This is a genomic window from Krasilnikoviella flava (assembly GCF_900167525.1).
Lineage (GTDB): Bacteria > Actinomycetota > Actinomycetes > Actinomycetales > Cellulomonadaceae > Isoptericola > Isoptericola flavus.
Map to the genome: position 1 here is coordinate 579,866 of NZ_FUZQ01000001.1, position 22,940 is coordinate 602,805.

Sequence of the window (22,940 nt, forward strand, 5' to 3'; positions counted from 1 at the left end):
CTACGATGACCCGGTGACCGCCCCCGACGCCGACGCCACCACCACCGGCGATCCCGCGCCCGCGGGCACGCCGCCGAGCCACGCCCGCCACCGTGCGGACGACGACTCGTCCGCACTGCCGGGCGGCGGGGCCCGCGCCCAGGCCGCGCACGACGGGGCGGCGCCGCCGCCGGCGTTCCCGGGCAGCCCGACGCCCGAGCTCCCGCCGACGCCCCGCGACGGTGACGGCCGCACCACGCAGGCGCGACTGCTCGAGCGGCTGCTCGGCGTCCGGCGGGTGCGACTCGACCTGCGCCGCCGGGACCGGTTCTGGGGGTGGTTCGGCACGATCGTGGTCACGCTGCTGGCCGCGGCGGCCCGGTTGTGGCAGCTGGGCCAGCCGCACAAGCTCGTGTTCGACGAGACCTACTACGTCAAGGACGCGTTCACGCTCGGCCGGCTCGGCTTCGAGGCGCAGTGGCCCGACGAGCCGAACCCGGCGTTCGAGGCCGGCGACGTCCTCACCTACCTCGACAAGGCGGCGTACGTCGTCCATCCGCCCGTCGGCAAGTGGATGATCTGGCTCGGCATGGAGGCCGGCGGCGGCGCGACGAGCTCCTTCGCGTGGCGTCTGGCCAGCGCGGTGGTGGGCATCCTCGCCGTCTTCCTCCTGATCCGGATCGCGCGGCGGCTGTTCGCGTCGTCCACGATGGGGATCGTCGCGGGGCTGCTGCTCGCCGTCGACGGCGAGGCGATCGTGCACTCGCGCACGGCCCTGCTCGACCAGTTCCTCATGCTCTGGGTGCTGGTGGCGTTCGGCTGCCTGGTCATGGACCGGGAGCAGGCCCGACGACGGCTCGCCGGCAGGGTCGCGGAGATCCTCGACGCCGGCGGCACCGTGGCGCGCTACGGCCCGCGGCTCGGCTTCCGCTGGTGGCGCCTCGCCGCGGGTGTCAGCCTCGGCCTCGCCTGCGGCACCAAGTGGTCCGGGCTGTGGTTCGTCGCCGTCTTCGGCATCCTCACCGTCCTGTGGGACCTCACGGCCCGCCGGGCGGCCGGTGTCGGACGCTGGTGGGAGGACTCGCTCGTCGTCGACGCCGTGCCCGCGTTCCTCACGATCGTGCCCACCGCGTTCGTCGTGTACCTCGCGTCGTGGTGGTCGTGGTTCGCGAACCAGGGCGCGTACCTGCGGCAGTGGGCGGTCGAGCATCCCGGCGAGGGCGTCACCTGGCTGCCCGACCCGCTGCGCAGCCTGCTCGAGTACCACCGGCAGATGTGGGACTTCCACACGGGGCTCTCCTCCGACCACCCCTACGCGTCGCACCCGCTGGGCTGGATCGTGCAGTGGCGGCCGACGTCGTTCTTCTGGGAGAAGGAGGCGCCCGGTCAGGGCACCTGTCCCGCCGACGCCGCCGACGCCTGCGCCCGCGCCGTCACGTCCCTGGGCAACCCGCTGCTGTGGCTGCTCGCCGCGTTCGCGATCGTCGCGACGATCTGGCTGGGGATCCGGCTGCGCGACTGGCGTGCGCTCGCCGTGCTCAGCGGCACGGCGGCCGGGTGGCTTCCGTGGTTCGCCTACGCGCCGCCGTTCAGCGACCGGACGATCTTCACGTTCTACTCGATCGTCTTCACGCCGTTCGTGGTGCTCACGCTCGTCTACCCCCTGGTGGTGGCGCTGGAACGCACCGAGGGGCGGCCGGGCGCGCGCGGCCGGGTCGTCGCGGCGATCGTCGCGGTCCTGGTCGTGATCCTCGCCGTGTCGGCGGTCTTCTACCCGCTCTGGACGGGCATGCAGGTGCCGTACCCGTACTGGCAGAACGTCATGCGGCTGGAGTCCTGGATCTAGGCCGCCTCGGCCCGCACGACGTCGCCGCGGGCGAGGACGCTCCACGCCCCCCGAGGCCAACGTGCTCCACCTCGTCGATCTCGTGGTTCGCGGGCGCGCTCAGGCGCGGTCGACGTCGTCGTCGAGGTCGGTGGTGTCGTGCCGGAGGGCCACCCGGTCGACGCCCCGGACCTCGACGAGCTGCGGGACGAGGTCGCGCACCGGTGGGCTGCCGTGGAACCGGATGTCCATGACGACGAAACGCCGCCCGCCGGCGGCGATCCGCCGGCTGCGCTCGATCGAGCTCGTGAAGCCGGAGGACGTGGCGACGGACAGGACGTCGCGGAGCACACCGGCACCGTCGGCGTAGGTGATTCGCAGCGTGCGCTTGCGGTCAGGGTCGGGCAGCCTGCGGACCAGGGGGGCCACGACGAACAGGGTCGCGAGGTGGACCGCGGTCAGGGCGATCGCCAGCGAGAGCATCCCGGCACCGCAGGCCATGCCCACGGCCGCAGCGACCCAGATCGTGGCCGCCGTGGTCAGCCCCCGGACGACGCTGCGCCCCTTGAAGATCACGCCGGCACCCAGGAAGCCGATCCCGGAGACGATCTGGGCGGCGATGCGCGAGGGGTCGAGATTGACGTCGCTGCCGAGCACGGCGGAGAAGCCGTAGGCGGAGACCAGCGTGAAGGCGCAGGACCCGAGCCCGACCAGCACATGGGTGCGGTACCCGGCGGCCTTCTGGCGGAGCTGACGCTCGACCCCGATGAGGGAGCACAGCACGAAGGTCGCCAGGAGCAGCTCGGCCTCGACGAGGCTGGTGCCGGTGACGATCCCGACGAACGGTTCGATGCGCGATCACCTCCACCGGCTGCAGCCCTTCCGCGATCCCACCCTTCACCCTCCGCTCGGATGCGGGCCGCCTGTGCTCATTCGAGCGCCCGTGCCGGACCCGAGAGAGCCGCGGCTACCTTGGCGGCTTCCGACACAGCAGTCGGGCGCCCGAACGCAAAGAGGCACCCGGGAGAAAGGACGGCGAGCGATGGCGACCGTGGCCGAAGAACACGTCGGCGTGCAGAGGACCCCCCACCCCAGCCCACCACGCAGGCACTCGGTCCTTCATCAGCGCCGACAGCGCAGGGGGGCCGCACTCTTCGCGCTGTTCGCCTTTCCCAACCTGGCCCTGATCGCGGTCTTCGCCTACTGGCCGGTGCTCGAGAACCTCTACCTCAGCCTCACCAACTGGGACTTCATCTCGCCGGAGCCGATCTTCATCGGGCTCAGCAACTACGCCCAGCTGTTCACGTCGTCCACGTTCCTCGACGTCATGGTGACCACGGTGACGTGGGTCGTCGTGGTCGTCGGCGCGAGCCTCGTCCTCGGGATCGCGCTCGCCTCGCTCTTCTCGATGAAGCTCCCCGGGACGGCTGCCGTCACGGGGATCGTCTTCGCCCCGCACGTCATCGCCGGGGCAGCGATCGGCGCGGTGTGGCTGTTCATCTTCGACCCGAACTACGGCCTCGCCCGCACCCTGTTCGAAGCCGTGGGGCTGACCTCGCCCAGCTGGACGACCGACGCGAGCTGGGCCCTGCCCGCCCTGCTCATCGTCTCGATCTGGAAGGGGGTGGGCTTCGTGGCGATCGTCTATCTGGCCGGGATGCAGGGGTTGCCCTCGGAGGTGCTCGAGGCCGCGCGCCTGGACGGCGCGAACCGTTGGCGGCTCTTCACCCGGATCGTCCTGCCGCTGCTGTCGCCGACCACCTTCTTCCTGGTGATCACGCAGACGATCGCCGCTTTCCAGGCCTTCGACATCATCGCCATCATGACCGGCGGCGGACCGGCCTCCGCGACCACGACGCTGAGCTGGTTCATCTACGAGCAGGCCTTCCAGCGCTCCAACGTGGGCTACTCGGCCGCCGCGGGAACCGTGATGTTCGTGATCCTGATGGTCATCACCATGCTGCAGTTCCGGTACGTCGAGAGGAAGGTGCACTACTGATGCCCGCCACGACCACGCGGCCGACCGCCTCCCGGGACGAGGGCACCGTGCAGGCCCGCACCGCACGGCAGCAGCCGACGAACGGCGCCCGGCGCCTCGGGAACCTCCGCCACCACTGGTGGGGGATCCTCCTGCTCGCCGCCGCAGCCCTCGTGTTCGTCGTCCCGCTCTTCATCCTCGTGACGACCGCGTTCAAGACGAACTCCGACATCTATACCTGGCCCCCGAAGGTCCTTCCCACCGACCTCACCCGGGACAACCTCACGACCGCCTGGCAGCTCGCACCGTTCGGCGCGTTCATCAAGAACTCGGTGATCGTCACGGTCGTCGGGGCGGTCGCCAAGGTCGTGCTCGCCGTCTTCACGGCCTACGCCTTCGCCTTCCTGCCGTTCCCCGGCAAGAACGTCCTGTTCCTCGTGATGCTCGGTGCCCTCATGGTCCCGGGGCACGTGACCCTCCTGGTCAACTACATCACCATCGGCAACATGGGCCTGATCAACACGTACGCCGGCATCATCCTGCCCGGCGTCGGTTCGGCGTTCGGCACCTTCCTCCTGCGCCAGCACTTCATGTCGCTGCCGACGGAGGTGTTCGAGGCCGCCGAGGTCGACGGGGCGGGGCACCTCCGCAAGCTCGGCTCGATGGTGCTGCCGATGTCGGTCCCCGCCATCGCGACGGTGGCCCTCGTCGCGGTGATCGACGAGTGGAACAGCTTCGTCTGGCCGTTGATCATCACCAACTCCGTCAACATGCGCACGCTGCCCATCGGCCTCATGTACCTCAAGGCCAACGACGGCATGGTCTCGTGGGGCGTGCTCATGTCGGGGACGCTCATCGTCGTGCTCCCGATGCTGCTCGTCTTCCTCTTCGCCCAGCGCTACATCGTCACGGGGCTCACCGGCGCCGCCGCCGGAAGCGGCCGCTGAACCCTGGACGCGCTCCCCATCCCCTGACGATCGAAGGAGATCATGCACGCCCAGAGACGCCCTCACACAGGAGGGAACAGAAGCATGCTTCGCGGGCTCACCCGTCGGCAGGTGCTCGCCGCGGGCATGATGGCCGCCACCGCACCCGTCCTGGCCGGATGCTTCGGCGCCGGACGGGGCCCAGGCGCCGTCATGGAGCAACCCAGCGGTGACGTGCCGGCCAAGTTCGCGGACCGGTTGCGCGTCGTGCTGTGGAGCAACTGGACGTCCCACAACGCCGAGGTGCTGCAACGGAACATCGACGCCTTCCACGAGGCGCAGAGCGACATCTTCTGCGAGATCCAGATCTTCGAGGGCTACGACAAGGTCGAGGCGAAGCTCGCAGCGAGCCTGCAGGCCCGGCAGGTCCCCGACATCTCGGTGCTGAGCGACGTCGTCTGGAACCGCTTCTACCTCGCCGACGCCCTCGAGCCCCTCACCGGATACTTCGACGACAGCTTCGGCACGGACGCGTTCGACGAGCGATTCCTCGCCGAGGGGACCGTCAAGGACGACGTCTGGTGGCTGCCGTTCGGGCGCTCGACCCCGCTCTTCTACTACAACCGCGACCTCTTCGCCGACGTCGGCCTCCCCGACCGCGCACCGAAGACCTACGACGAGTACCGGGAATGGGGCAAGGAGCTGGCCGGCTACTCGGCCGACGGCCACGCCGTGTCGATGCGCGCCTACACCGGCGGCGACGACTGGTACTTCCAGGGATCGACCTGGGCGTTCGGCGGCGGCTACTCGGACGGCCTGGACATGCGGCTCACCTCGGACGCCACCGTGGCGGCGCTGGAGTTCGACCGCGCCTTCATCCACGACGACGGCGCCGGGTATCTCTCGAACGACCCGTCCGGAGACTTCGTCGCGGGGACGACGGCGACGATCCTGGAGTCCACGGGAGCCCTCACCAGCGTCACCGAGGCCGCCGAGTTCGAGGTCGGGTGCGGCTTCCTGCCCGGGCAGGCCACGACCGGTGTGCCGACCGGCGGCGGCGGTCTGGCCGTCCTCCGCTACGCCTCGGACGAGCGGAAGAAGGCGGCGTGGGAGGTGATCAAGTTCCTCACCTCCGGTGACGCCTCCGTCGACTGGACGGTCGGCACCGGCTACATGCCGACCACCACGGTGGCGAAGGAGTCCGACGAGATCCGTCGGCGCGCCGCGGAGAACCAGAACTACCAGGTCGCGATCGACCAGCTCGCGACGGCCCAGGGCCCCGACATCGTCCGCCGCTACGTGCCGGAGTGCCTGCCCGAGGCGAAGAACGCCATCCAGGCCGTGTACTCCGGCGGCGCCGACCCCGAGTCCAGCCTCTCGACGATGGCGTCCAACCTGGAGCTGTCGATCGACCGGATCCGCCCCCAATTCGAGGAACGAGTGAACTGAGATGCCACTGTCGATCGTCGGTCATCGCGGCGCGATGACCCACAAGCCCGAGAACAGCCTCGAGTCGTACGCCCTCGCCGAGCAGGTCGGCGTGGACGAGATCGAGCTCGACGTGCGCCTGAGCAAGGACGAGGAGCTCTTCCTGCTGCACGACGCCACCCTCGACCGCACCGCGGGGGACGACTCCGCCCGCGGTCTCGGCCCGGCGGCGGAGCTGACCCTCGCCCAACTGCAGGCGGCCCGGCTCGACTCCGGCCGGGGCGTCGTCACGCTCGCCGAGATGTACGCCGCGACGCGCACCTTCATCCAGCTGGAGATCAAGGACCCGGCGACGGTGCCCCACCTCGCCTCGTACTTCTCGACGCACCCTGACGACGCCGGACGCACGATCCTCACCGGCTTCGACCCCGACGCCCTCCGGCACGCCGCGGAGCTGATGCCGACGATCGGCCGGTGCATCATCGTGACGTCGATCGCCGTCGCCGAGCGGTTCGAGGGCGGCTGGAGGGCGTTGCTGGACCACACCCGCTCCACGCGCTTCGCCTGCGGTCTCGAGGGGCTCACCCCCGAGATCGTCGACTCCGTGCACGAGCTCGGCCTCGAGCTCCATGTCTGGCCGATGCGCACGACCGACGACATGCGACGGGCCGTCGAGCTGGGTGCGGACGGCACGACCTCCGACGATCCGGAGCTCGCGCGGACCTGGTACGAGCAGGTGAGCGCCGAGCAGACGGCGCGGGCCTGAACCGACCCGCCCCGCTGGGGCGTGACCGCTGCGGTCGTCGAGCCGCAGCGGTCACGCCTCGAGCGCCGCCTGCGCGCAGCGCACGTCCGTGATGAGGACGTGGCAGATCCCGGACCGCAGGGTGGCGATGACCGCACGCTCCTTGCCCGCGCCCCCACCGATGCCGACGCGGGTGGGCACCCGGCGGAGGCTCTCCTCGGAGATCCCGACCAACCGCTCCTCCAGTCCCGACACCGAGCTGCCGTCGCGGTCGAGCAGCGCCGTCCCGATCTCCGCGACGACCCCCTTCTTCTCGAAGGCGTCGCGCTCGCCGAGATCCGTCAGCTGTTGCGCCAGCAGCGACGCCCCGGGCCAGCCGCCGATCGTCAGGTAGGCCTTCCCGAGGTGGTCCATCCGGCGCAGCGTCCGCTGGATGGACGGGTGCTGGAGGAACATCCGCGCCTTCGGGTCCTTCATGAGCAGCACCGGCAGGTACAGGGGGTAGGTCGCGCCGCCGCTCGCACGGCCCATGTTCGAGATCACCTCGACGCCGTCCTCCAGCCGCGGAGCGCCCACGCCGGTGAGCTGGACGATGTCGGCCGAGGGCAGCTCCGGGACGAGACGTGACGCGAGCACAAGGGTTCGCCCCGGTGCGATCCCCACCACGTCGTCCTCCTCGAGGTCGTCCGCGATGTAGCGCGCGGTGATCCGGGCGATCGCCTCCCGCGCCTCGGACATGCTCGTGGAGGGCGCCGCCACGACGAGCGCCGAGCGCAGCCCGTACCGCTGCACCAGCCGCGCCGAGAGGTCGACGTCCACGGGGTCGGGGAACTTCGCCCTCACCTCGATGAGGTCCAGCTCCCGCGCGCGCCTCACCATGCGGGCCGTGGCGAACCGCGACCTGCCGATCTCCTCGGCGATGTCGTTGATCGCGCGGCCGTGAGCAAGGTTCTGCATGGCGACGTACGTGTGGAGGACCTGCTGATCAATGGGGAGCGGTCTGCTCATACGAGCATGCTAAGGCAACGTAAGAGCATCCGTCCTAGGTTGCTCGGACACCGAAGACGAGCACGAGAAGTCGGCCTCCCGGCACCGGGGCGGCGACGGCTCTCGGAATGGAGATCGACCTCATGCACAGCACGACGGGCCGACCGCCCACGGACACGCGGGACGTCCTCGCCGCCGACCTGGCCGCCGGGCGGGAGATCGAGATCGGGGGCGTGCTGTCCGACATGGACGGCACCCTGGTCGACTCGGTCCCGGCGGTCGAGGAGGCCTGGCGCATCCTGGCGTCCGAGTTCGGCGTGCCGATGCTGACCATCGGGTCGCACGGCCTCACCGTGCAGGCGGTCGTCACGGCCTTCGGCATCCCTGCCGACGACCGCCGCCGGGCGGAGGACCGGCTCACCGAGATCGAGTCACGCGACGGGCAGCTGCTGGATCCGCTGCCGGGGGTGCCGGAGCTCATCGCCTCGCTGCCCACGTCACGGTGGGGCATCGTCACCTCGGCCGCACGTCCGGTCGCCCGGGCACGGTTCGGCGCCACCCGCCTGCCCTTCCCGACGTTCCTGGTGACGGGGGACGACGTGGTCACAGGAAAGCCCGCGCCCGAACCGTTCGCGAAGGGCCTCCAGGAGCTGCGACACCGCGGCTGCGACGGCCCCGTGATCGCGCTGGAGGACACGATCGCCGGCCTGAGGTCCGCCCATGCCGCCGGCTGCCTGGCCGTCGGCGTCGTGGGCACGTTCAGCCGTGACGAGCTCGCCCCGCACGCACACCTCGTCGTGCCCTCCCTCGAGGCGATGCGCGTGCGCCCAGAAGGCGACCGGCTCCGAGTGAGGTCCACGCCCGGATGAGCGGGCCTACGACGTCTCCCTCCCCACGGCGACGAAGCCCTGATCGGCCTGCACCGAGCCCACCCGCCCCCACCCACGAAACGAGGCGAACGACATGAACATCGCTGCCGTGATGACCGAGATCGGCCACATCGAGCTGCAGGAGAGGCCGATGCCGCAGGCCGCCCCAGGAACGGCTGTGGTCAAGGTGCACGCGGTCGGCGTGTGCGGCTCCGACACCACCTACTACCGGCACGGACGCATCGGCGACTGGGTGGTCGACGGAGACATCGTCCTCGGCCACGAGGCGGCCGGCGAGGTGGTCCAGGTCGGCGACGGCGTCACCGACCTCGCCGTCGGCGACCGGGTCGCGATCGAACCCGGCACCCCGTGCCGCGGCTGCGCGCAGTGCATGGCCGGCCGGTACCACCTGTGCCCGGACCTCGAGTTCCTGGCCACGCCCCCGTACGACGGCGCGCTGATGCAGTACGTCGCGCTCGACGCCCGCACCCTCTTCCCGATCCCTGAGGGGATGACGTACGAGCAGGCCGCGATGGTCGAACCGCTCTCGGTGGGCCTGTGGGCCTGCCAGCGCGCCGCGCTGCGTCCCGGCGACGACGTCCTGGTGACCGGTGCAGGGCCCGTGGGCGTGCTCGCGGCGCAGTCCGCGCGGGCGCTCGGCGCGCGCTCGGTCACGGTCACCGACGTGTCCGACTTCCGCCTGGACCTCGCCCGCGGGCTGGGCTTCGCCGTGGAGCGGAGCGACCAGCCCGGAGCGGACACCTTCGACGTGCTGCTGGAGTGCTCGGGAGCGCCCGGTGTGCTCGCCGCCGGGATGGACCGGCTGCGCGAGGCGGGCCGGGCAGCCATGATCGGCCTGCCGAAGCAGCCGGTCGAGCTCCCCGTCTCCTTCCTCAACAAGAAGGAGGTCAGCCTCGCGCTCGTCAACCGGTACCAGAACACCTGGCCGCTCGGCATCTCCCTGGTCGCCTCGGGCCGCGTGGTCCTCGACGACCTCCAGACGCATTCCTTCCCCCTGAAGGACACCGCGACCGCGCTGGAGATCGCGGCAGCCGACCCCCGTTCGATGAAGGCGATCATCTACCCGCAGCAGGTCTGAGCACGGCGGAGGGGCTCATCGCGGGCGGGCCGGACCCGGCCGCGCCGCCCGACAAGCCCCTCCCCGCGCCCTCAGGCGGTGGGCCAGTCGACCTGCGGGGTCTCGTGGAAGGCCCAGCCTCCGGCGCGCCAGGCGGGGGCCTGGGCGGCGGTGCGGGCGCGGAAGGCGTCCCAGTCCTTGCGCTCCGGCGCCGTCCAGGCCACCTCGGCGACGGCGCCGAGGCGCGGCAGCAGCATGGAGAACAGCTCGTCGCGGGTGGTGAGCGTCTCGGTCCAGACCGCGGCCTCGACGCCCTCGACGGAGTCGGCGGGCAGGCCGTCGATGACGGTGGTGGGCTCCCAGTCGTAGGAGTCGCGCAGCTCGACGTACCCGGCCCAGTGCAGGCCTAGCTCGTGCTCGGGCGTGTACTTCATATCGAGGTAGGCGTGGTCGCCGGGCGACATGATGAAGCGCGCCCCTGCGTGCGCCGCGGCGACGAAGCGGTCGAACTCCTCGCCCTTGGGCTCCCAGTACTGCAGCAGCGTGCCCGGCTCGACCGGGCCGCGGGCGCCCTCCTGCCAGAAGATCGGCGTCTTGCCGTGCTCGCGCACGATACGGGCGGCGAGCTCGACGAACTTCGCGAACTCCTCGACCTCCATCGTGTGCACCTCGTCGCCGCCGACGTGCACCCAGTCGCCGCGGGTCATGCCGGCGACGTCCCCGATCACGTCGCGCAGGAACGGCTCGGTGGCGGGGTTGTCGAACCACAGCCGGGAGAAGCCGACCTCGATGCCTTCGTAGGCCTCGGTGGGCAGGCCGTCCTTCGTCAGCGCACCGTAGACCTGGGTGGCCGCGTTGATGTGCCCCGGCATGTCGAACTCGGGCACGATCGTCACGAACCGGGTGGCCGCGTACTCCTGCAGCTCACGGAAGTCGTCCACCGTGAGGAAGCCGGCCGTGCCGCCGCCCACCTGGCTGTCGGACGCCTTCTCCAGCTCCGGGCGCGACGGCGTCTCGATCCGCCAGCCCTGGTCGTCGGTGAGGTGCAGGTGCAGCACCCGCAGCTTGAACGCGGCGACCAGGTCCACCACGGCACGGATGTCGTCGGGCCCGAACCAGTGCCGCACGACGTCGAACGACAGCCCGCGCCAGCGGTACCGGGGGGCATCGTGCACGACGACGGCGGGCACCTCGCGCGGGCCCGGGTCGCCCGGGACGGGGACCAGCTGGCGCAGCGTGCGCACCGCGTGCAGCAGGCCGACCGGCTCCGGCGCGGTGGCCTCGACGCCGGCCATCGTGACGCGCAGCGTGTACCGCTCAGGGTTGTCGGAGCCGTGCGGACCGGCCGCGGCGTCGAGGCGCAGCACGACCGGGGTGGCGTCGTCGTCCGTGACGACGCGCACGCCGACAGCGGTCAGCTGCTCGGCGGCCACGGACGCCAGGGCGGCGTCCGGCGCGACGAGGTGGGCGACGTCCAGGGCGAGCGGCGCGGCGTCCTGCCCCTCGACGACGGTGGGCCAGGGGATCAGGGGCAGCACGGTGATCGGCCTCCAGGTGCGTGTCGACAGCACCGGAGGTCGGCGCCGACGGACGATCGAAACGTTACGTTAGCGATCCTGCCGAATCCGCCGATCCGCTGTCAACGGCGCCGCGCGCCGGTCAGGACGTCGCGATCAGCACGGGAGCCGGGTCGGTGGGCACGAGCGACCCGGCCACGCCGGACGCCGGACCCGACCAGCCGAGGTGCACACCCTCGGGCAACCCGGCGCTCACCTGGTTCCACACCCACTCGCCCGTCGTCGCACCCCCGGTCAGGTCCGCGAGGACCGCCACCTCCACCTGCGGCACCGGGCGCAGCCGGGACCGGTCGGGCACCGACTCGGGCCGCGTCTGGTGCACGACGAGCAGGCTCGGCGGCAGCCCCTCCCGGGAGACGAGGTCGGCCAGGTACGCGGTCACCTCGTCCAGCTCCGCGGCGGACATCTGGTGGGAGGTGGTCGACGTGCCGTCCCCCACCCTGGACTCGGGGTGCAGCGCGACGCCGACGCCCGGCGTGCGGAGCAGCGCCTCGGCGGCGCGCACCTGCTCGACCGCGGGCGCCGGCCCGGCACCGACGTCGAGCAGCACGTACACCCCGGCGTCGCGTGCCGCGGAGACCAGGGGCGCCAGGGCGTCCAGGTCCTCCTGCGTCACCCAGTCGCCGTCCTCGCCGGGCCCGCCCGCGGTGGCGCTGACCGGCAGCACGAGCGTCGGCACCACGGGTCCCTCGGGCGCGTCGGCGTCCTCGCCCTCGGCGGCCGTGTCGTCGACCGGCACGTACGCGGCGGCCGCGGCCTGCGCCCGGGCCACGGCGGCGGCCGGGTCGTCCCAGACCGTCGCGTCCACGGCCACGTACCGCGCCGGCAGCAGGTGCTGCGACCCGGTGGGGAGCATGGCGGCCCGCTCGGCGGCCGCCACGCGCCACGCGAAGGTCGCGGCGTCGCCGAACGAGCTCCCCACCCCCACCACCGTGAGCGCCTGCGCGCGGTCCACGGTCTGCACGGCGTGCCGGGTCCCGAGGTCTCCGCCCGGCACCTCGGTCGTCACGGCCCCGGCCGCGCGGAGGGAGGCGATGGCGGCCTCCTGCCCGTCGGTCGGGTCGACCAGCGCGAGCACCTCGCGCAGCAACCTCGGCTCGTCCGCGCCGTCCCTCTCGGCCCCGCCCGGGGCGGACGCCGACACCGCGGGGTCGTCGCCGAGCATCGCATCGAGCCGGGAGCCGAGGTCCTCCAGGTCGTCGCCCTCGAGCGCCGGCCCCGCACCGTCCTCCCCCTCGACGACGTCGGGGGTGACGGCCAGCGCCTGGACGCCCGCGGCGTCCGCGACCCGCCGTGACGCCGCGCCCGGCTCGTCGTCCGCGTCCGTGGTCCCGTCGTCCGCGCCCGGGGTCCCGGCGTCCGTCCCGTCGTCGTCCGCGGTGGACCTCTCCTCGCCCGTGACGACCACCGCGGCGCGCGCGCCGAGCCGCTCCAGCTCCTCGGCGATGCCCGTCCCGGCGCCCTCCGTGTCGGCCAGCAGCGCCGGGGCGTGCACCGCCACCGCCGTGGCGGCCAGGGCCTCCCGCGCGGCCTCGTCGTCGGCGTCCGCGAGGACCACGACCTCCGACCGCGCGTACACCGTCTGGCTCGTCGTCAGCGCGAGCTCGACGGGGTCGTCGGCGTCGAGGAGGACCGTGTGCGTCGACAGGTCGCGCACGGCGACGGCCGGCGCCCCCGTCGACGGGCCCGCCGTCCCGTCGGGCGGCGACCCCGCGCAGCCCGTGAGGACCAGGGCACCGCACAGGACGGCGACGGGCAGGACGAATCGGACGTTCCGGAGGGGCACGCCCCTCATCTTTGCGCATCCCCGACGTGCTGGTCGACGGTCTTCATGAGCTCCTCACGAACACGCAGGAAGCTCGCGATGATCGACCGGCTCCCCCGCGTCACGAGTCGGCGAGACGCGCCATGATCGCCGCGTACTGCCGCCGCTGGGTCGCCGAAAGCGGCGCGAGCAGGTCGTCCTGGACCTCGTCGAGGACGGCGTCGAGGCGCCGGAGCGTCGAGCGGCCGGCAGGCGTGATCGACACGATCTTGCGACGCCGGTTCACCGGGTCGGTCTCCCGCTCCACCAGCCCCTGCGCCTCGAGCTCGTGGAGGGCTCCGGTGACGTCGCTCCGGTCGATGCCGGTGTCCCGCCCGAGGTCGGCCTGGCTCTCGGGCCCCCACTGCTCGAGCGCGGCGAGCAGCCGGTAGTGGTACCCGCGCAGGCCGTCACCGCGCCCGGCGAACGCGGCGGCGAGCAGCGCGGACGACCGCGCCGCGGCCCGGCCGAGCAGCCACGTCGGCCGGTCCTTGAGCCGGTCGGGTGTGCGTTCGGGACGGGAGTGCTCGCGCATGCCCCGAGCCTATCGGGATGTTGGCAGGGCCCACGATCCGTGTATGTTGGTGCCACCAATCTTGGTACTGCCAACAAAGGAGAGATGATGACCGACAGGACGAAGCGCGTGCTGATCGTGGGCAGGAGCACCCGGGCGCTCACCGAGACCGTCGCGCTGCTGCGGGCCCGCGGGTACGCGGCGAACGCGACCAACCAGTTCGACCGCGTGCTCGAGGACTACGACGCCCGCGACCTCGACCTCGTCCTCCTCGGGGGTCAGGTGCCGCCCCCGCAGCGGGAGCACCTGGAGGCCGCGCTGCTACGCCGCAACCCGGAGGTGCGGCTCCGCAGCGGGCTGGGCGGGGTCGCGCGGCTGCTCGCCGCCCAGGTGGAGGAGCTCTTCGGAGGTTCCGCCCCCGGCGTCGAGCACGATCCCGGGACCCGCGCCGTGACCGTCACGCTCCGAGGCCCCGCGCGTGTCACGGCCACCGCGCTCTGGGCCGTTCCCGTCCCGCCCGACCCTGTCCCGCACGCCGTGGTCCTCCGGGACGGGGACCTCCCCGCGGGGCGGCACCCGATCCCGGTACCGGAACAGGTCCCCGCCCAGGGCGCGTACGCCGCCGTCCGCGTCGGCGACCGCACGTCCGTCCTCCGGCTGGGCCCCCCACCACGACCGCTCGCCCGCAGCGCCGGCGCGGCCCCCCTGCCCGCGCCCGAGCCCGTGACCACGCGACTCCCGTGGGAGGTCGCCGCACCGACGGCGCCCTGAGCCGGCATGTCGCACCCGCGCGGCACGATCGGGGGATGCCGAGCCACCTCCTCATGCGTATCCACGGCCCCGAGTTCCGGGCCATGTCGGAGCGGGTGCTGCGCGCCACCGAGCTCACCTCCCGCCTCAACGTGCTGCCGTTCGACGACGAGGCAGGCAAGGCGGAGCTCTTCGCGCAGCTCCTGGGCCGCCCGCTGCCCCCGCGCGTGACGGTCTACCCGCCCTTCTACACCGACCACGGGCTGAACCTCGACGTCGCCGAGGGGGTGTTCGTCAACCAGAACTGCACGTTCCTGGACTACGCCGGTATCCGGCTGGCCGAGCGCGTCATGGTGGCGCCGCGGGTCACCTTCATCACCGTGGGCCACCCCGTCGACACGGACGACCGCAAGGTGTGGCTGACGGGCGGCCCCATCGACGTCGCGGAGAACGTGTGGATCGGCGCGGGCGCCACCATCCTGCCCGGCGTGAGCATCGGCCGGGACTCCGTGATCGCCGCCGGCTCCGTCGTCGCCGACGACGTGCCGCCCCGCAGCCTCGTCACCGGCGGGAAGGCGGCCGTGCGGCGCACCTGGTGAGCCGGCGAGCAGCACCGCCGCGGCGCCCCGGGTGAATTGCCATCCGTCGGTTGTGGGCGGCCCGAACACGTTCCTACGCTGCAGAGGTGTCCGACGGGGGCGGAACCGACACCATCACGACCTCCCGCCGCCGCCTGCGCCGGGAGGCCTGGGGCTTCGCCGTCGGGTCGCTGTGCTTCCTCGTCGGCGCGCTCCCGCCCTACGCGGACACGGTGGGCCCGGTGGCCGTCGGCACGACGTTCGTGGTCGGGTCGGTGTTCTTCACGGCTGCGGCGGTGGTCCAGCTGAGCCTGAGCGGCCGCCGGCCACCCCGCGCCGGCACGCATCCCGCCGACCGGTGGGACTGGTGGGCCGCCGCGGTGCAGCTCGTCGGCACCGTGTGCTTCAACGTGAGCACGGGCGCCGCCCTGGCCGCCGCTGTCACCGACCCGGAGCTCCTCGGTGCCGGGTGGCGCCCCGACGCCTACGGCTCGGTCGCGTTCCTCGTCTCCTCGGCGTTCGCGATCGTCGCGACCCGCGACCGCGGGCACCTGTGGGACCTGGACGCGCGCACCTGGCACGGCACCTGGCTCAACGCGGTCGGGTCCGTGGCGTTCGGCGCGTCGGCCGTCGGGGCGTACGTCGAGCCGTCCACGGGCGCCTACCTCAGTGCCTGGTGGGACCAGGCCGGGACCCTCCTCGGGGCTGCCTGCTTCCTCGCCGCGGCGCTGCTCTCGCGCCGCGCGGCGTAACCCGAGCGCTCGGAAGACGACGAAGGCCGCTCACGTCCAGGGTTCGCTCACGTCCAGGGGTCGCTCGTGTCCTCGGTGACGTCCGTGATGGCGACATCGATGGCAATGGCATCGGCGTGGGGCGCAAGGTCTCCGAGAAGGGCTGTCAGGCGGGCGGCAGCGGCCTTCCGTGCAGTCGCAGCCAGCGGCAGGAGGGGCTCGTCGAACGCGGCGACGATCTCGACCACGACCGACGTGAGCCGGTCGTGGTCGTCGGTCGAACAGGTGATCGTGAGGGGTTCGACGTGCGGCACCGCAGCGAGAGTCTCGCGCAGGGCCGCGACCAGGACGTCGGCGACGACGAAGTAGTCGACCGGCCCGGTGGGCGTGGCGGTGCGCCCACGTACCGGGGCCGAGGGACGGAAGGCTGAGAGGGCCTTGAGCAGCACGTTCTCCCGTACGAGGACCCACCCCTGGTCGGTGTGTCGCCGCAACGCGCCGATGGCGCGCCCGAGGACGACGTCGTCGCTCATCGCCATCCCTTCATCGCGTCGGCCAAGGTGGCGCGGGCCCGATGGAGGAGTCCGCGCACCGTGCCGTGCGTCGTGCCGAGGATGTGTGCGATCTCCGCGTACTGCAGCCCTTCGACCTCGCGCAGCAGCCAGCACGACCTCTGCAACGGTGGCAGACCGAGCAAGGCGATGTCGAGGGCTTCGACGAGCGCGGCATCCGCCGCGTCCTGGTCGGGTTGGCGCGCCGACGCCTCGACCACGTCGTCCGGCAGAGCGCCCGGCAGGTGCGCGGCGCGGCTGCGGTGCCGATACGCCTGGCGGGTGGCGATCCCGAACAGCCAGGTGCGCGGGGTGGACTCGCCGCGGAAGCCTGCGAACCCGGTCCACGCCGCCACGAGAGTGTCCTGCACGCAGTCGGCCGCGACCTCGGGATCCCGGACCATCCGCAGGATGTACCGGTAGAGCGCGGGGCCGTGCCGGTCGACGAGCAGGGTGAACGCCTCTCGGTCGCGCAGGGCAGCCCTGCGCGCGAGCACCAGGTCGGTCACGCTCCCTGCGTCGGCCCCGTGGGCTTCCACCTTTCGACGGTAACGACGACCCCATGGCCCCGCATGGGCCGACGCGATGTGACCTAGATCACATTCGCTCGGTGTGACGGATGGTCGCTGCGGCCGCACTCACTGCTGACCGCTGCAGATCGCCCGGGAGGATGGCGAGGCCATCCTGAGCATGAGGAGTCAAGGATGAGCGAGCACAACGCGCCCACGATGGGATCACCGGCGACGGGATCACCGACGCCCGGGGCCGGACCACAGGTCCGGGAGAACGGTCCGGCGCATCCGCCGCGCCAGGGCGAGGAGCGCACGTCGGCGCTGACCTCCGCGCATGGCAGCACGACGATCGCCGACCAGGTCGTCGCCAAGATCGCGGGCATCGCGACCCACAACGTCCATGGCGTCTACTCGCTCGGCGGGAGCATGTCCAGGGCGTTCGGCGCCATCCGCGAGTACATCCCCGGTAGCGGCAGCGACGCCACCTCCGGCGTCCGCGTCGAGGTCGGGGAGCGTCAGGCTGCCGTCGACCTGGACCTGGTCGCCGACTACGGCGTCTCGATCGCCGACCTGGCCCAGGCCGTCCGGCGAAACGTCATCACGTCGATCGAGCGCATGACCGGACTCGAGGTCACCGAGGTCAACATCAACGTCAACGACGTCCACCTGCCCGACGACGACGAGCCGCGCCCCGACCCACGGGGGCAGCGCGAGCAGGCCGGCGACGACGGTGGCGGGCGGGTTCGATGACCACCCCGCCGACGGGCTTCGGGTCGTCGTCGTCCGGCCGTGTCCCCGACCTCGACCTCGACGAGGGCGACCGCGACCAGGCCGATCTGGCGGATCGGGTCGCGGCGTCGGTGCTCGCCGTGCCAGGCGTGGTGCGGCTGCATGCCGGGGTGTTCGGCGAGGTCGCCACCTACCTGCCGGGGCGCGCCGTCACCGGGGTGCGACTACGCCCCGATGAGACCGAGGTGCATCTCGTGGTCTCCGCTCGGCACCCCATTCCGTCGGTCGCACGCGACGTCCACGAGGCCGTGCGCGAACTGGTCTCCGGACCGGTGCGCGTGTATGTCGAGGACGTCGAGGCCCCACCCACCCACCGTCCGCGCCCCGAGCGCGCATCGTCTTAGGAGAGCGCATGTCTGTGTCCACGATCGGTCTCTTCACGGGCCTCCTGCTGGCCATCGCCGCGATCCTCGGAGGCTTCTGGGGGTTCGTCCTCGCCGTCGTGCTCGGGGGCGTCGGATGGATCGTCGCGGCCCAGATCGAAGGGCGCATCGACCTCGGCGCCGCCTTCCGGGGCCGACGCCATGTCTGATCCGTCGACCACCCGGACGGCACCGGCCGACGGCCCACCGGCGGGTTCGGCGGCCGAGCCTGTCGACATCCGGGACCGGGGTGAGCTCCGCATCGACGACCGTGTGGTCGAGAAGGTCGCCCGCACCGCCGTGCTCGGCGTCCCTGGCGTCGCGCCGGTCGCCGCCACCGCAGGGACCCTGGGGCGCGCCCTGGGCAGGACGTATCCGCAGGTCGTCTGCACCCGATCCAGCGGCCGCGCCCGCGTCCTGCTCGAGATCGCGCTGGTGTGGCCGTACCCGGCCGCGCAGGTCGCCCGACAAGTGTGCGAAGCGGTGACCGACCAGCTCGAGACGCTCGCCGGAGTGAGCGTGGACGAGATCCGCGCCACCGTCGCACGCATCGTGGACCGGTCCGAGCTCGAGCGGTCGGCCGGCTCACCCCGGGAGCAGCGAGTCCGATGAGCGCACCCGGCGCAGAGCGCAGCAAGCAGGTCCCGGTACCGGCAAGGTCCCCTCGGGCCGGGCTCGCCCTGACATCGTGGGCCTTCGTCGTGGCGCTGGCGCTGCTGGGTGTCGCAGTCCTCGCCGGACAAGCCTCCCTCGTGGCCGCGCGCGGGCAAGGCACCAGCTGGATAGCCACGGCCGTGGATGCCCTGGACGGCCTGCGGCCCGAGGCATGGATCGGGATCTGTGGCGTGATCCTTGCCCTGCTCGGCCTCTGGCTGTTGTGGCAGGCCGTCCGCCCCCGCCCACGCACCACCCGGCGGATCCTCGCGGCCAGCGGCATCCACCTCCGGTCACGCGCCATCGCCCGCTGGGTGGACGCCACCGCCCGTGACGTGCCCGGCGTCCTTGACACCAGCACGACGGTCAACCGGCGCGCCGTGCGGGTCACGGTCCGTTCGACCGGATCCCCGGACATCCTCACCGACGTCCACGACGAGGTCACCCGCCAGCTGTCGGCACTGGAACGCCCACCACGCCTGACCGTGCGAGCGAGCGAAGGGCAACGATCATGAACCGCACCGTCCTGCGGCTCGACCGCGTCCTGCTAGCCGTGGCGGGCCTCGTCCTGATCACCGTCGGCGTCGTCGCGCTGTTGTGGACCACCGGAACCCTCGCGCAACTCCTCGACGACGTCCCCGCCTCGATCGACACCACCGCCGCCGCCGACACCATCTCCCAGGCGGGGTGGCCCTGGGCGACAGGTGCGATCGCCGTTCTCCTTGCCGTCGTTTCCCTGTGGTGGATGTTGGCGCACCTGCCCACCCGCTCGGCGCACGAACAAGATCTGCCCGGATCCACGCGCGCCGCGCGCCTCCGCATCTCCCGGAGCGCCGTCGCCCAGGCGACCGCCCACGCCGCCCAGCAGATCCCGTCCGTGCACGGAGCCTCCGCCACCCTCCACGACGAAGGGGCCGAGCTCGTGCTGAGCCTTCGCGTCACCGTTGACCCGGCCACCGACCTGCCCGAGCTCGCGGGCAGCATCGACGGCCTCCTCGCGGACGCGGCGACCGTCCTCCCCGACGACAGGCTCCGCTCACGCACCACCGTCACCTTCCGGACCATGCGTCGCCGAGACCGCACCGCCCGCGTCGGCTGAGGGAGTTCGCGCCCTTCGTCGGGCCCCCGGGAAAGCAGAAGGGCCGCTGACCCGGAAGTCAGCGGCCCTGAGCCGGTGGAGCTAGGGGGATTCGAACCCCCGACCTTCTCATTGCGAACGAGACGCGCTACCAACTGCGCCATAGCCCCGAGAGCGGTGCCAACATTAGCACCCTGTCAGGGCAGGTCGCCAAATCGGATCAGCCCGCCGCGCGACGCCGGGCGAGGATCTCGTCCAGCGGCAGACCGAGCGTCTCGGTGCGGGGCCGCGGCTCGTCCGCGGCGGTCAGGTCGACCGCCGACGACGCCCCGCCGACCGTGCCCGGAGCCCGGTCGGCGCCGGTCACGCCGGCCGGCGTGACCGTCGGTCCGAGCGCCGCCCGCATGGTCGAGGCGAGCGCCGCGCCACGGGCGGTGTCCCCCGCCGACAGGGTGCGACCGGTGCCGGACGCCGGGAGCGGCCGCGGCTCGCGCCGGGGGGCCGCAGGCTTGGTGACGTACGTGGGCAGCGGCACGGGCACGGGCTCCCACGGCTCGCTGCCGACGGGCGGCGGACCGGCCGGGACGCCCGCCCCCGGGTCCACGACCACGACCGGGTCCGGCAGTGCCGCCGGCTCGTCGGCGCGGACGTCGAAGACGACGCGCTCCGACGACGCGCGGTGGACGTCGGCCGGCTCGGGCTCCGCGCTCTCCCCGCCGCGTGCGCCGTCCACCGGGACGCTCACGCGGGCCGTCGGCGCGGGCTCCGGGCGGCGCGACGCCCGAGCGGCGGGCCGCGCCGGGGGCTGCTGGTCGACGCCCTGTGCGGTCACCCGCGGGATCATCTGCGTGTGCGTCGTCGACGGGCGCACGGCGTGGCCGGTCACCCGTGCGCGGTTGCGCGGCGCGTGCGGCCCGCCGTTCGCGAGGGCTCGCGCCTGCGTCGCCTGCTGCCGCGCCGCCTTGCGCTCCGCGGTCCAGCGCGCGTCGGCGCGCCGTGCCTGCACCACCGCGACCCGGCCCAGCACGAGCACGACGAGCAGCAGCGCCGTGGGCGCCGCCGCCGCGTACCAGCTCACGAGGCCGAGGCCGACGACGACCCAGGCGCCCACCGTGAGGAGCAGCACGAGGACGGTCAGCAGGAGCCGGCGGCGCGCCCGGGCGGCGCGCTGCTCGAGCAGGGCGAGGCGGGACTCACGAGGGCGGTCTCCCACCGCGGCGTGCGGGGCCGTCAGGGCACGTGACACGCCCCTGTCGTCGTCCAGACCCATCGGTCGCTCCCCTCGTCCGCCCTCCGGCGACGTGCCGGGCACCAGCAGCGGCAGCCCGCCGCCGACCGGGGTCGTCACCCCGCGCGCGCCGCCCGCGTCCGCCGCCACCGCCAGCACCCGCAGCCCGCCGGAGAACCTGTCGTCCACCCGCGAGTCCAGCAGCTGCTGACGGTGCCGCAGCCGGTGCGGCACCCAGAAGCCCAGCCACAGGACGAACAGCGCGAGCACTGCGAGTCCTGCCGCCGACGTTTCCACGTCACGACGGTAGGGGACGCGACGACCGCGCCGACGCACGCCGTCGCGGCGTGTCCGTTGTCGGACCGGCCGGGAGCCGGTCGAGCCCGCCGTCCTCGCCGTCAGTCGCCGTCGCGGACCCGCTGCCAGCGCGCGAGCAGCCCCTCCGGCACGTCCTCGGTCGTGAGGGCGAAGGTGCGGTGGTCGCGCCACCGCCCCTGGATGTGCAGGTAGCGCTCCCGCACGCCCTCGTCCCGGAAGCCGAGCTTGGCCACGACCCGCAGGCTCGGCGCGTTCTCGGGGCGGATGTTGATCTCGATGCGGTGCAGCCCGAGCACCGCGATGCAGTAGTCGCCGGCCATGGCGACCGCCGTCGGGGTGACACCCCGCCCCGCGACGTCCTGCGACACCCAGTACCCGATGCTGGCGGAGCAGAGCGAGCCGTGGACGATCTGGGAGACGGTCAGCTGGCCGACGAGCGCGCCGTCGAGCTCGACGGCGAACGGCAGCGTGGTCCCTGCCCGCGCCTGCGTGGACAGGGCGCGCAGGTAGTCGCCGAACGTCGAGGCGGAGGGCCGCTCCCCCGGCGAGGTCGCCTCCCAGGGTTCGAGCCAGCTCGCGTTCGCCGACCGCAGGCGCAGCCACTCGGGCCCGTCCTTGCGGCGCAGCGGTCGCAGCACGACGGTGCCGGAGGGCCCGTCCTCGCGCAGCGTCACAGGCCACGGCCGCGACACGACCCAACCCCGGGCGAGCTTGTGCGTCATGCCACCTCGTTCCGTCCCGACGCTCCCGCCCCTGCCCGCGGGCGAGAGCCGGTTCTCGGCGTCACCGGCGCGCGCCGGGACTCCCCGGACGGGACCCTGCCACAATGGCCCCATGCACGGCGACCGCAAGGGATCGAGAGCACACCAGCCGTACCCCGTCGTCGCCGGGATGGAGGCCGCGGACGCCAAGGAGGAGCTCCGGCGGGCCATCCGTGCCCATCGCGCCGAGCGCTCCCCGCGGTTGCGCGACGCAGCCGCGCACGCCTTCGCCGACGTCCTCGCCACCGTGCCCGCCGTCCGCGACGCGCAGGTCGTGGCGACCTACGTCTCCCGCCCCACCGAGCCGGGCACCCACGTCATCCTGGAGCAGCTCGCCGCGCGCGGTGCCCGCGTCCTGCTGCCCGTGCTCGGCGCCGGCCTGGCCCGCGACTGGGCGGAGTACGCCGACGCCGACGACCTGCTGGAGCGCGCCCCCGGCCGCCCGCCGGAGCCGAGCGGGCCGGCGCTCGGCGCCGAGGCGATCACGCAGGCCGACGTCGTCGTCGCCCCCGCCCTCGCCGTCGACGACCGCGGCGTCCGCCTCGGTCAGGGCGGCGGCTGGTACGACCGGCTGCTGAAGATCCGCCGCCCCGGCGTGCCCGTCGTGGCCCTGGTCTTCCCCGAGGAGTTCTACGACTCGGCGACCCACCCCCTGCCGGCCGAGGGGCACGACGTGCCCGTGCACGCCGTCGTCACCCCGGAGGGCTGGCGGGAGCTGCCCACCCCCGCGCCGGGGGCCTGAGCCTCAAGCGTCCGCGCCGGCCTTGCGTCGCGCGCGGTACGCCGCGGCCTTCAACCGGCTGCCGCACGTCGCCATCGAGCACCACACGCGGCGGACTCCTGACCGCGAGCGCGACGAGCCCCGGACGTCAGGACGTCCGGGGCTCGTCGACGCTCAGGCCACCGCCCGCGACCGCG

General features: G+C 73.0%; 26 protein-coding genes, 1 tRNA gene and 1 pseudogene. 17 read left to right on the plus strand and 11 right to left on the minus strand.

The annotated features are described in order from the left end of the window. Window positions 1-13 precede the first annotated feature (13 nt). On the plus strand, window positions 14-1,825 hold the full coding sequence (locus tag B5Y66_RS02395; protein WP_245806874.1) for a dolichyl-phosphate-mannose--protein mannosyltransferase: 1,812 nt from the start codon (window positions 14-16) through the stop codon (window positions 1,823-1,825). 99 nt (window positions 1,826-1,924) lie between these two features. Here the strand turns inward: B5Y66_RS02395 and B5Y66_RS02400 are convergent, their stop codons facing one another. Next, entirely contained in the window at window positions 1,925-2,656 is a 732-nt protein-coding gene (locus B5Y66_RS02400) for an MgtC/SapB family protein (RefSeq protein WP_079570439.1), read from the minus strand. A 220-nt stretch (window positions 2,657-2,876) separates the two neighbouring features. Between B5Y66_RS02400 and B5Y66_RS02405 the strand changes: the two genes are divergently transcribed. From B5Y66_RS02405 to B5Y66_RS02420, 4 genes are all read left to right on the plus strand, one after another. After that, on the plus strand, window positions 2,877-3,803 hold the full coding sequence (locus B5Y66_RS02405) for a carbohydrate ABC transporter permease (RefSeq protein WP_217700704.1): 927 nt from the start codon (window positions 2,877-2,879) through the stop codon (window positions 3,801-3,803). Beyond that, a complete protein-coding gene (locus B5Y66_RS02410) occupies window positions 3,803-4,729 on the plus strand; it encodes a carbohydrate ABC transporter permease (protein ID WP_079570445.1) in 927 nt (308 codons plus the stop codon). The genes B5Y66_RS02405 and B5Y66_RS02410 overlap by 1 nt, the downstream gene beginning before the upstream one ends. A gap of 84 nt (window positions 4,730-4,813) precedes the next feature. Continuing rightward, on the plus strand, window positions 4,814-6,157 hold the full coding sequence (locus B5Y66_RS02415; protein ID WP_079570448.1) for an ABC transporter substrate-binding protein: 1,344 nt from the start codon (window positions 4,814-4,816) through the stop codon (window positions 6,155-6,157). Between the two features lie 34 nt (window positions 6,158-6,191). After that, a complete protein-coding gene (locus B5Y66_RS02420) occupies window positions 6,192-6,902 on the plus strand; it encodes a glycerophosphodiester phosphodiesterase (protein WP_217700705.1) in 711 nt (236 codons plus the stop codon). Between the two features lie 51 nt (window positions 6,903-6,953). On the opposite strand, the gene B5Y66_RS02425 is transcribed toward B5Y66_RS02420, so the two are convergent. Then, the gene (locus B5Y66_RS02425) at window positions 6,954-7,889 is read right to left on the minus strand and encodes a sugar-binding transcriptional regulator (RefSeq protein ID WP_079570454.1); all 936 of its coding nucleotides are present in this window, start codon (window positions 7,887-7,889) and stop codon (window positions 6,954-6,956) included. 107 nt (window positions 7,890-7,996) lie between these two features. Here B5Y66_RS02425 and B5Y66_RS02430 point away from each other — a divergent pair, with 107 nt between their 5' ends. Both B5Y66_RS02430 and B5Y66_RS02435 read left to right on the plus strand, forming a co-directional pair. Further along, window positions 7,997-8,737, plus strand: coding sequence for an HAD-IA family hydrolase (locus B5Y66_RS02430; protein WP_079570456.1), 741 nt, complete (start codon window positions 7,997-7,999; stop codon window positions 8,735-8,737). Window positions 8,738-8,831: 94 nt separating this feature from the next. Further along, entirely contained in the window at window positions 8,832-9,836 is a 1,005-nt protein-coding gene (locus tag B5Y66_RS02435; protein WP_079570459.1) for an NAD(P)-dependent alcohol dehydrogenase, read from the plus strand. Window positions 9,837-9,907: 71 nt separating this feature from the next. Here the strand turns inward: B5Y66_RS02435 and B5Y66_RS02440 are convergent, their stop codons facing one another. From B5Y66_RS02440 to B5Y66_RS02450, 3 genes are all read right to left on the minus strand, one after another. After that, a complete protein-coding gene (locus tag B5Y66_RS02440; protein WP_245806875.1) occupies window positions 9,908-11,353 on the minus strand; it encodes a family 20 glycosylhydrolase in 1,446 nt (481 codons plus the stop codon). Between the two features lie 121 nt (window positions 11,354-11,474). Beyond that, window positions 11,475-13,178, minus strand: coding sequence for a hypothetical protein (locus tag B5Y66_RS02445; protein WP_079570465.1), 1,704 nt, complete (start codon window positions 13,176-13,178; stop codon window positions 11,475-11,477). A 100-nt stretch (window positions 13,179-13,278) separates the two neighbouring features. Then, window positions 13,279-13,731, minus strand: a complete 453-nt coding sequence (locus B5Y66_RS02450; protein ID WP_079570468.1) for a MarR family winged helix-turn-helix transcriptional regulator — start codon at window positions 13,729-13,731, stop codon at window positions 13,279-13,281. A gap of 87 nt (window positions 13,732-13,818) precedes the next feature. Here B5Y66_RS02450 and B5Y66_RS02455 point away from each other — a divergent pair, with 87 nt between their 5' ends. From B5Y66_RS02455 to B5Y66_RS02465, 3 genes are all read left to right on the plus strand, one after another. Further along, window positions 13,819-14,481 (plus strand): hypothetical protein, encoded by a 663-nt coding sequence (locus B5Y66_RS02455; protein WP_139820677.1) that lies wholly within the window; start codon window positions 13,819-13,821, stop codon window positions 14,479-14,481. Between the two features lie 35 nt (window positions 14,482-14,516). Next, complete coding sequence (locus tag B5Y66_RS02460) at window positions 14,517-15,059, plus strand: sugar O-acetyltransferase (protein ID WP_079570474.1); 543 nt, start codon at window positions 14,517-14,519, stop codon at window positions 15,057-15,059. A gap of 86 nt (window positions 15,060-15,145) precedes the next feature. Then, on the plus strand, window positions 15,146-15,790 hold the full coding sequence (locus B5Y66_RS02465) for a YrhK family protein (RefSeq protein WP_245806876.1): 645 nt from the start codon (window positions 15,146-15,148) through the stop codon (window positions 15,788-15,790). 47 nt (window positions 15,791-15,837) lie between these two features. Here the strand turns inward: B5Y66_RS02465 and B5Y66_RS02470 are convergent, their stop codons facing one another. Then, window positions 15,838-16,218 (minus strand): hypothetical protein, encoded by a 381-nt coding sequence (locus B5Y66_RS02470; RefSeq protein WP_139820678.1) that lies wholly within the window; start codon window positions 16,216-16,218, stop codon window positions 15,838-15,840. A gap of 80 nt (window positions 16,219-16,298) precedes the next feature. Beyond that, complete coding sequence (locus tag B5Y66_RS02475; RefSeq protein ID WP_079570483.1) at window positions 16,299-16,859, minus strand: RNA polymerase sigma factor; 561 nt, start codon at window positions 16,857-16,859, stop codon at window positions 16,299-16,301. Between the two features lie 165 nt (window positions 16,860-17,024). Here B5Y66_RS02475 and B5Y66_RS02480 point away from each other — a divergent pair, with 165 nt between their 5' ends. From B5Y66_RS02480 to B5Y66_RS02505, 6 genes are read left to right on the plus strand one after another with little or no spacing between them, the layout of a single operon-like run. Next, entirely contained in the window at window positions 17,025-17,582 is a 558-nt protein-coding gene (locus B5Y66_RS02480; RefSeq protein WP_245806877.1) for an Asp23/Gls24 family envelope stress response protein, read from the plus strand. Beyond that, window positions 17,579-17,965, plus strand: a complete 387-nt coding sequence (locus tag B5Y66_RS02485) for an Asp23/Gls24 family envelope stress response protein (protein ID WP_079570485.1) — start codon at window positions 17,579-17,581, stop codon at window positions 17,963-17,965. The genes B5Y66_RS02480 and B5Y66_RS02485 overlap by 4 nt, the downstream gene beginning before the upstream one ends. A gap of 8 nt (window positions 17,966-17,973) precedes the next feature. Beyond that, the gene (locus tag B5Y66_RS02490) at window positions 17,974-18,153 is read left to right on the plus strand and encodes a DUF2273 domain-containing protein (RefSeq protein WP_079570488.1); all 180 of its coding nucleotides are present in this window, start codon (window positions 17,974-17,976) and stop codon (window positions 18,151-18,153) included. Further along, window positions 18,146-18,595, plus strand: coding sequence for an Asp23/Gls24 family envelope stress response protein (locus tag B5Y66_RS02495; protein WP_079570491.1), 450 nt, complete (start codon window positions 18,146-18,148; stop codon window positions 18,593-18,595). The genes B5Y66_RS02490 and B5Y66_RS02495 overlap by 8 nt, the downstream gene beginning before the upstream one ends. Next, window positions 18,592-19,152, plus strand: a complete 561-nt coding sequence (locus B5Y66_RS02500) for a DUF6286 domain-containing protein (protein ID WP_139820679.1) — start codon at window positions 18,592-18,594, stop codon at window positions 19,150-19,152. Before B5Y66_RS02495 ends, B5Y66_RS02500 begins: the two co-directional genes overlap by 4 nt. After that, a complete protein-coding gene (locus B5Y66_RS02505; RefSeq protein WP_079570496.1) occupies window positions 19,149-19,736 on the plus strand; it encodes an Asp23/Gls24 family envelope stress response protein in 588 nt (195 codons plus the stop codon). The genes B5Y66_RS02500 and B5Y66_RS02505 overlap by 4 nt, the downstream gene beginning before the upstream one ends. A 76-nt stretch (window positions 19,737-19,812) precedes the next feature. On the opposite strand, the gene B5Y66_RS02510 is transcribed toward B5Y66_RS02505, so the two are convergent. The 3 genes from B5Y66_RS02510 to B5Y66_RS02520 all read right to left on the minus strand — a co-directional run bounded on the left by B5Y66_RS02510 (window position 19,813) and on the right by B5Y66_RS02520 (window position 21,983). Next, window positions 19,813-19,885: transfer RNA gene (locus B5Y66_RS02510), tRNA-Ala, on the minus strand. A gap of 50 nt (window positions 19,886-19,935) precedes the next feature. Further along, complete coding sequence (locus tag B5Y66_RS02515; protein WP_139820680.1) at window positions 19,936-21,240, minus strand: hypothetical protein; 1,305 nt, start codon at window positions 21,238-21,240, stop codon at window positions 19,936-19,938. Window positions 21,241-21,341: 101 nt separating this feature from the next. Then, window positions 21,342-21,983: a GNAT family N-acetyltransferase gene (locus tag B5Y66_RS02520; RefSeq protein ID WP_079570503.1), complete on the minus strand. Its 642-nt coding sequence runs from the start codon at window positions 21,981-21,983 to the stop codon at window positions 21,342-21,344. Between the two features lie 112 nt (window positions 21,984-22,095). Between B5Y66_RS02520 and B5Y66_RS02525 the strand changes: the two genes are divergently transcribed. Then, window positions 22,096-22,764, plus strand: coding sequence for a 5-formyltetrahydrofolate cyclo-ligase (locus B5Y66_RS02525; RefSeq protein WP_079570507.1), 669 nt, complete (start codon window positions 22,096-22,098; stop codon window positions 22,762-22,764). 3 nt (window positions 22,765-22,767) lie between these two features. Here the strand turns inward: B5Y66_RS02525 and B5Y66_RS02530 are convergent. Next, a pseudogene (locus B5Y66_RS02530) lies at window positions 22,768-22,863 on the minus strand (CGNR zinc finger domain-containing protein); the annotation flags it as partial. Window positions 22,864-22,940 lie beyond the last annotated feature (77 nt).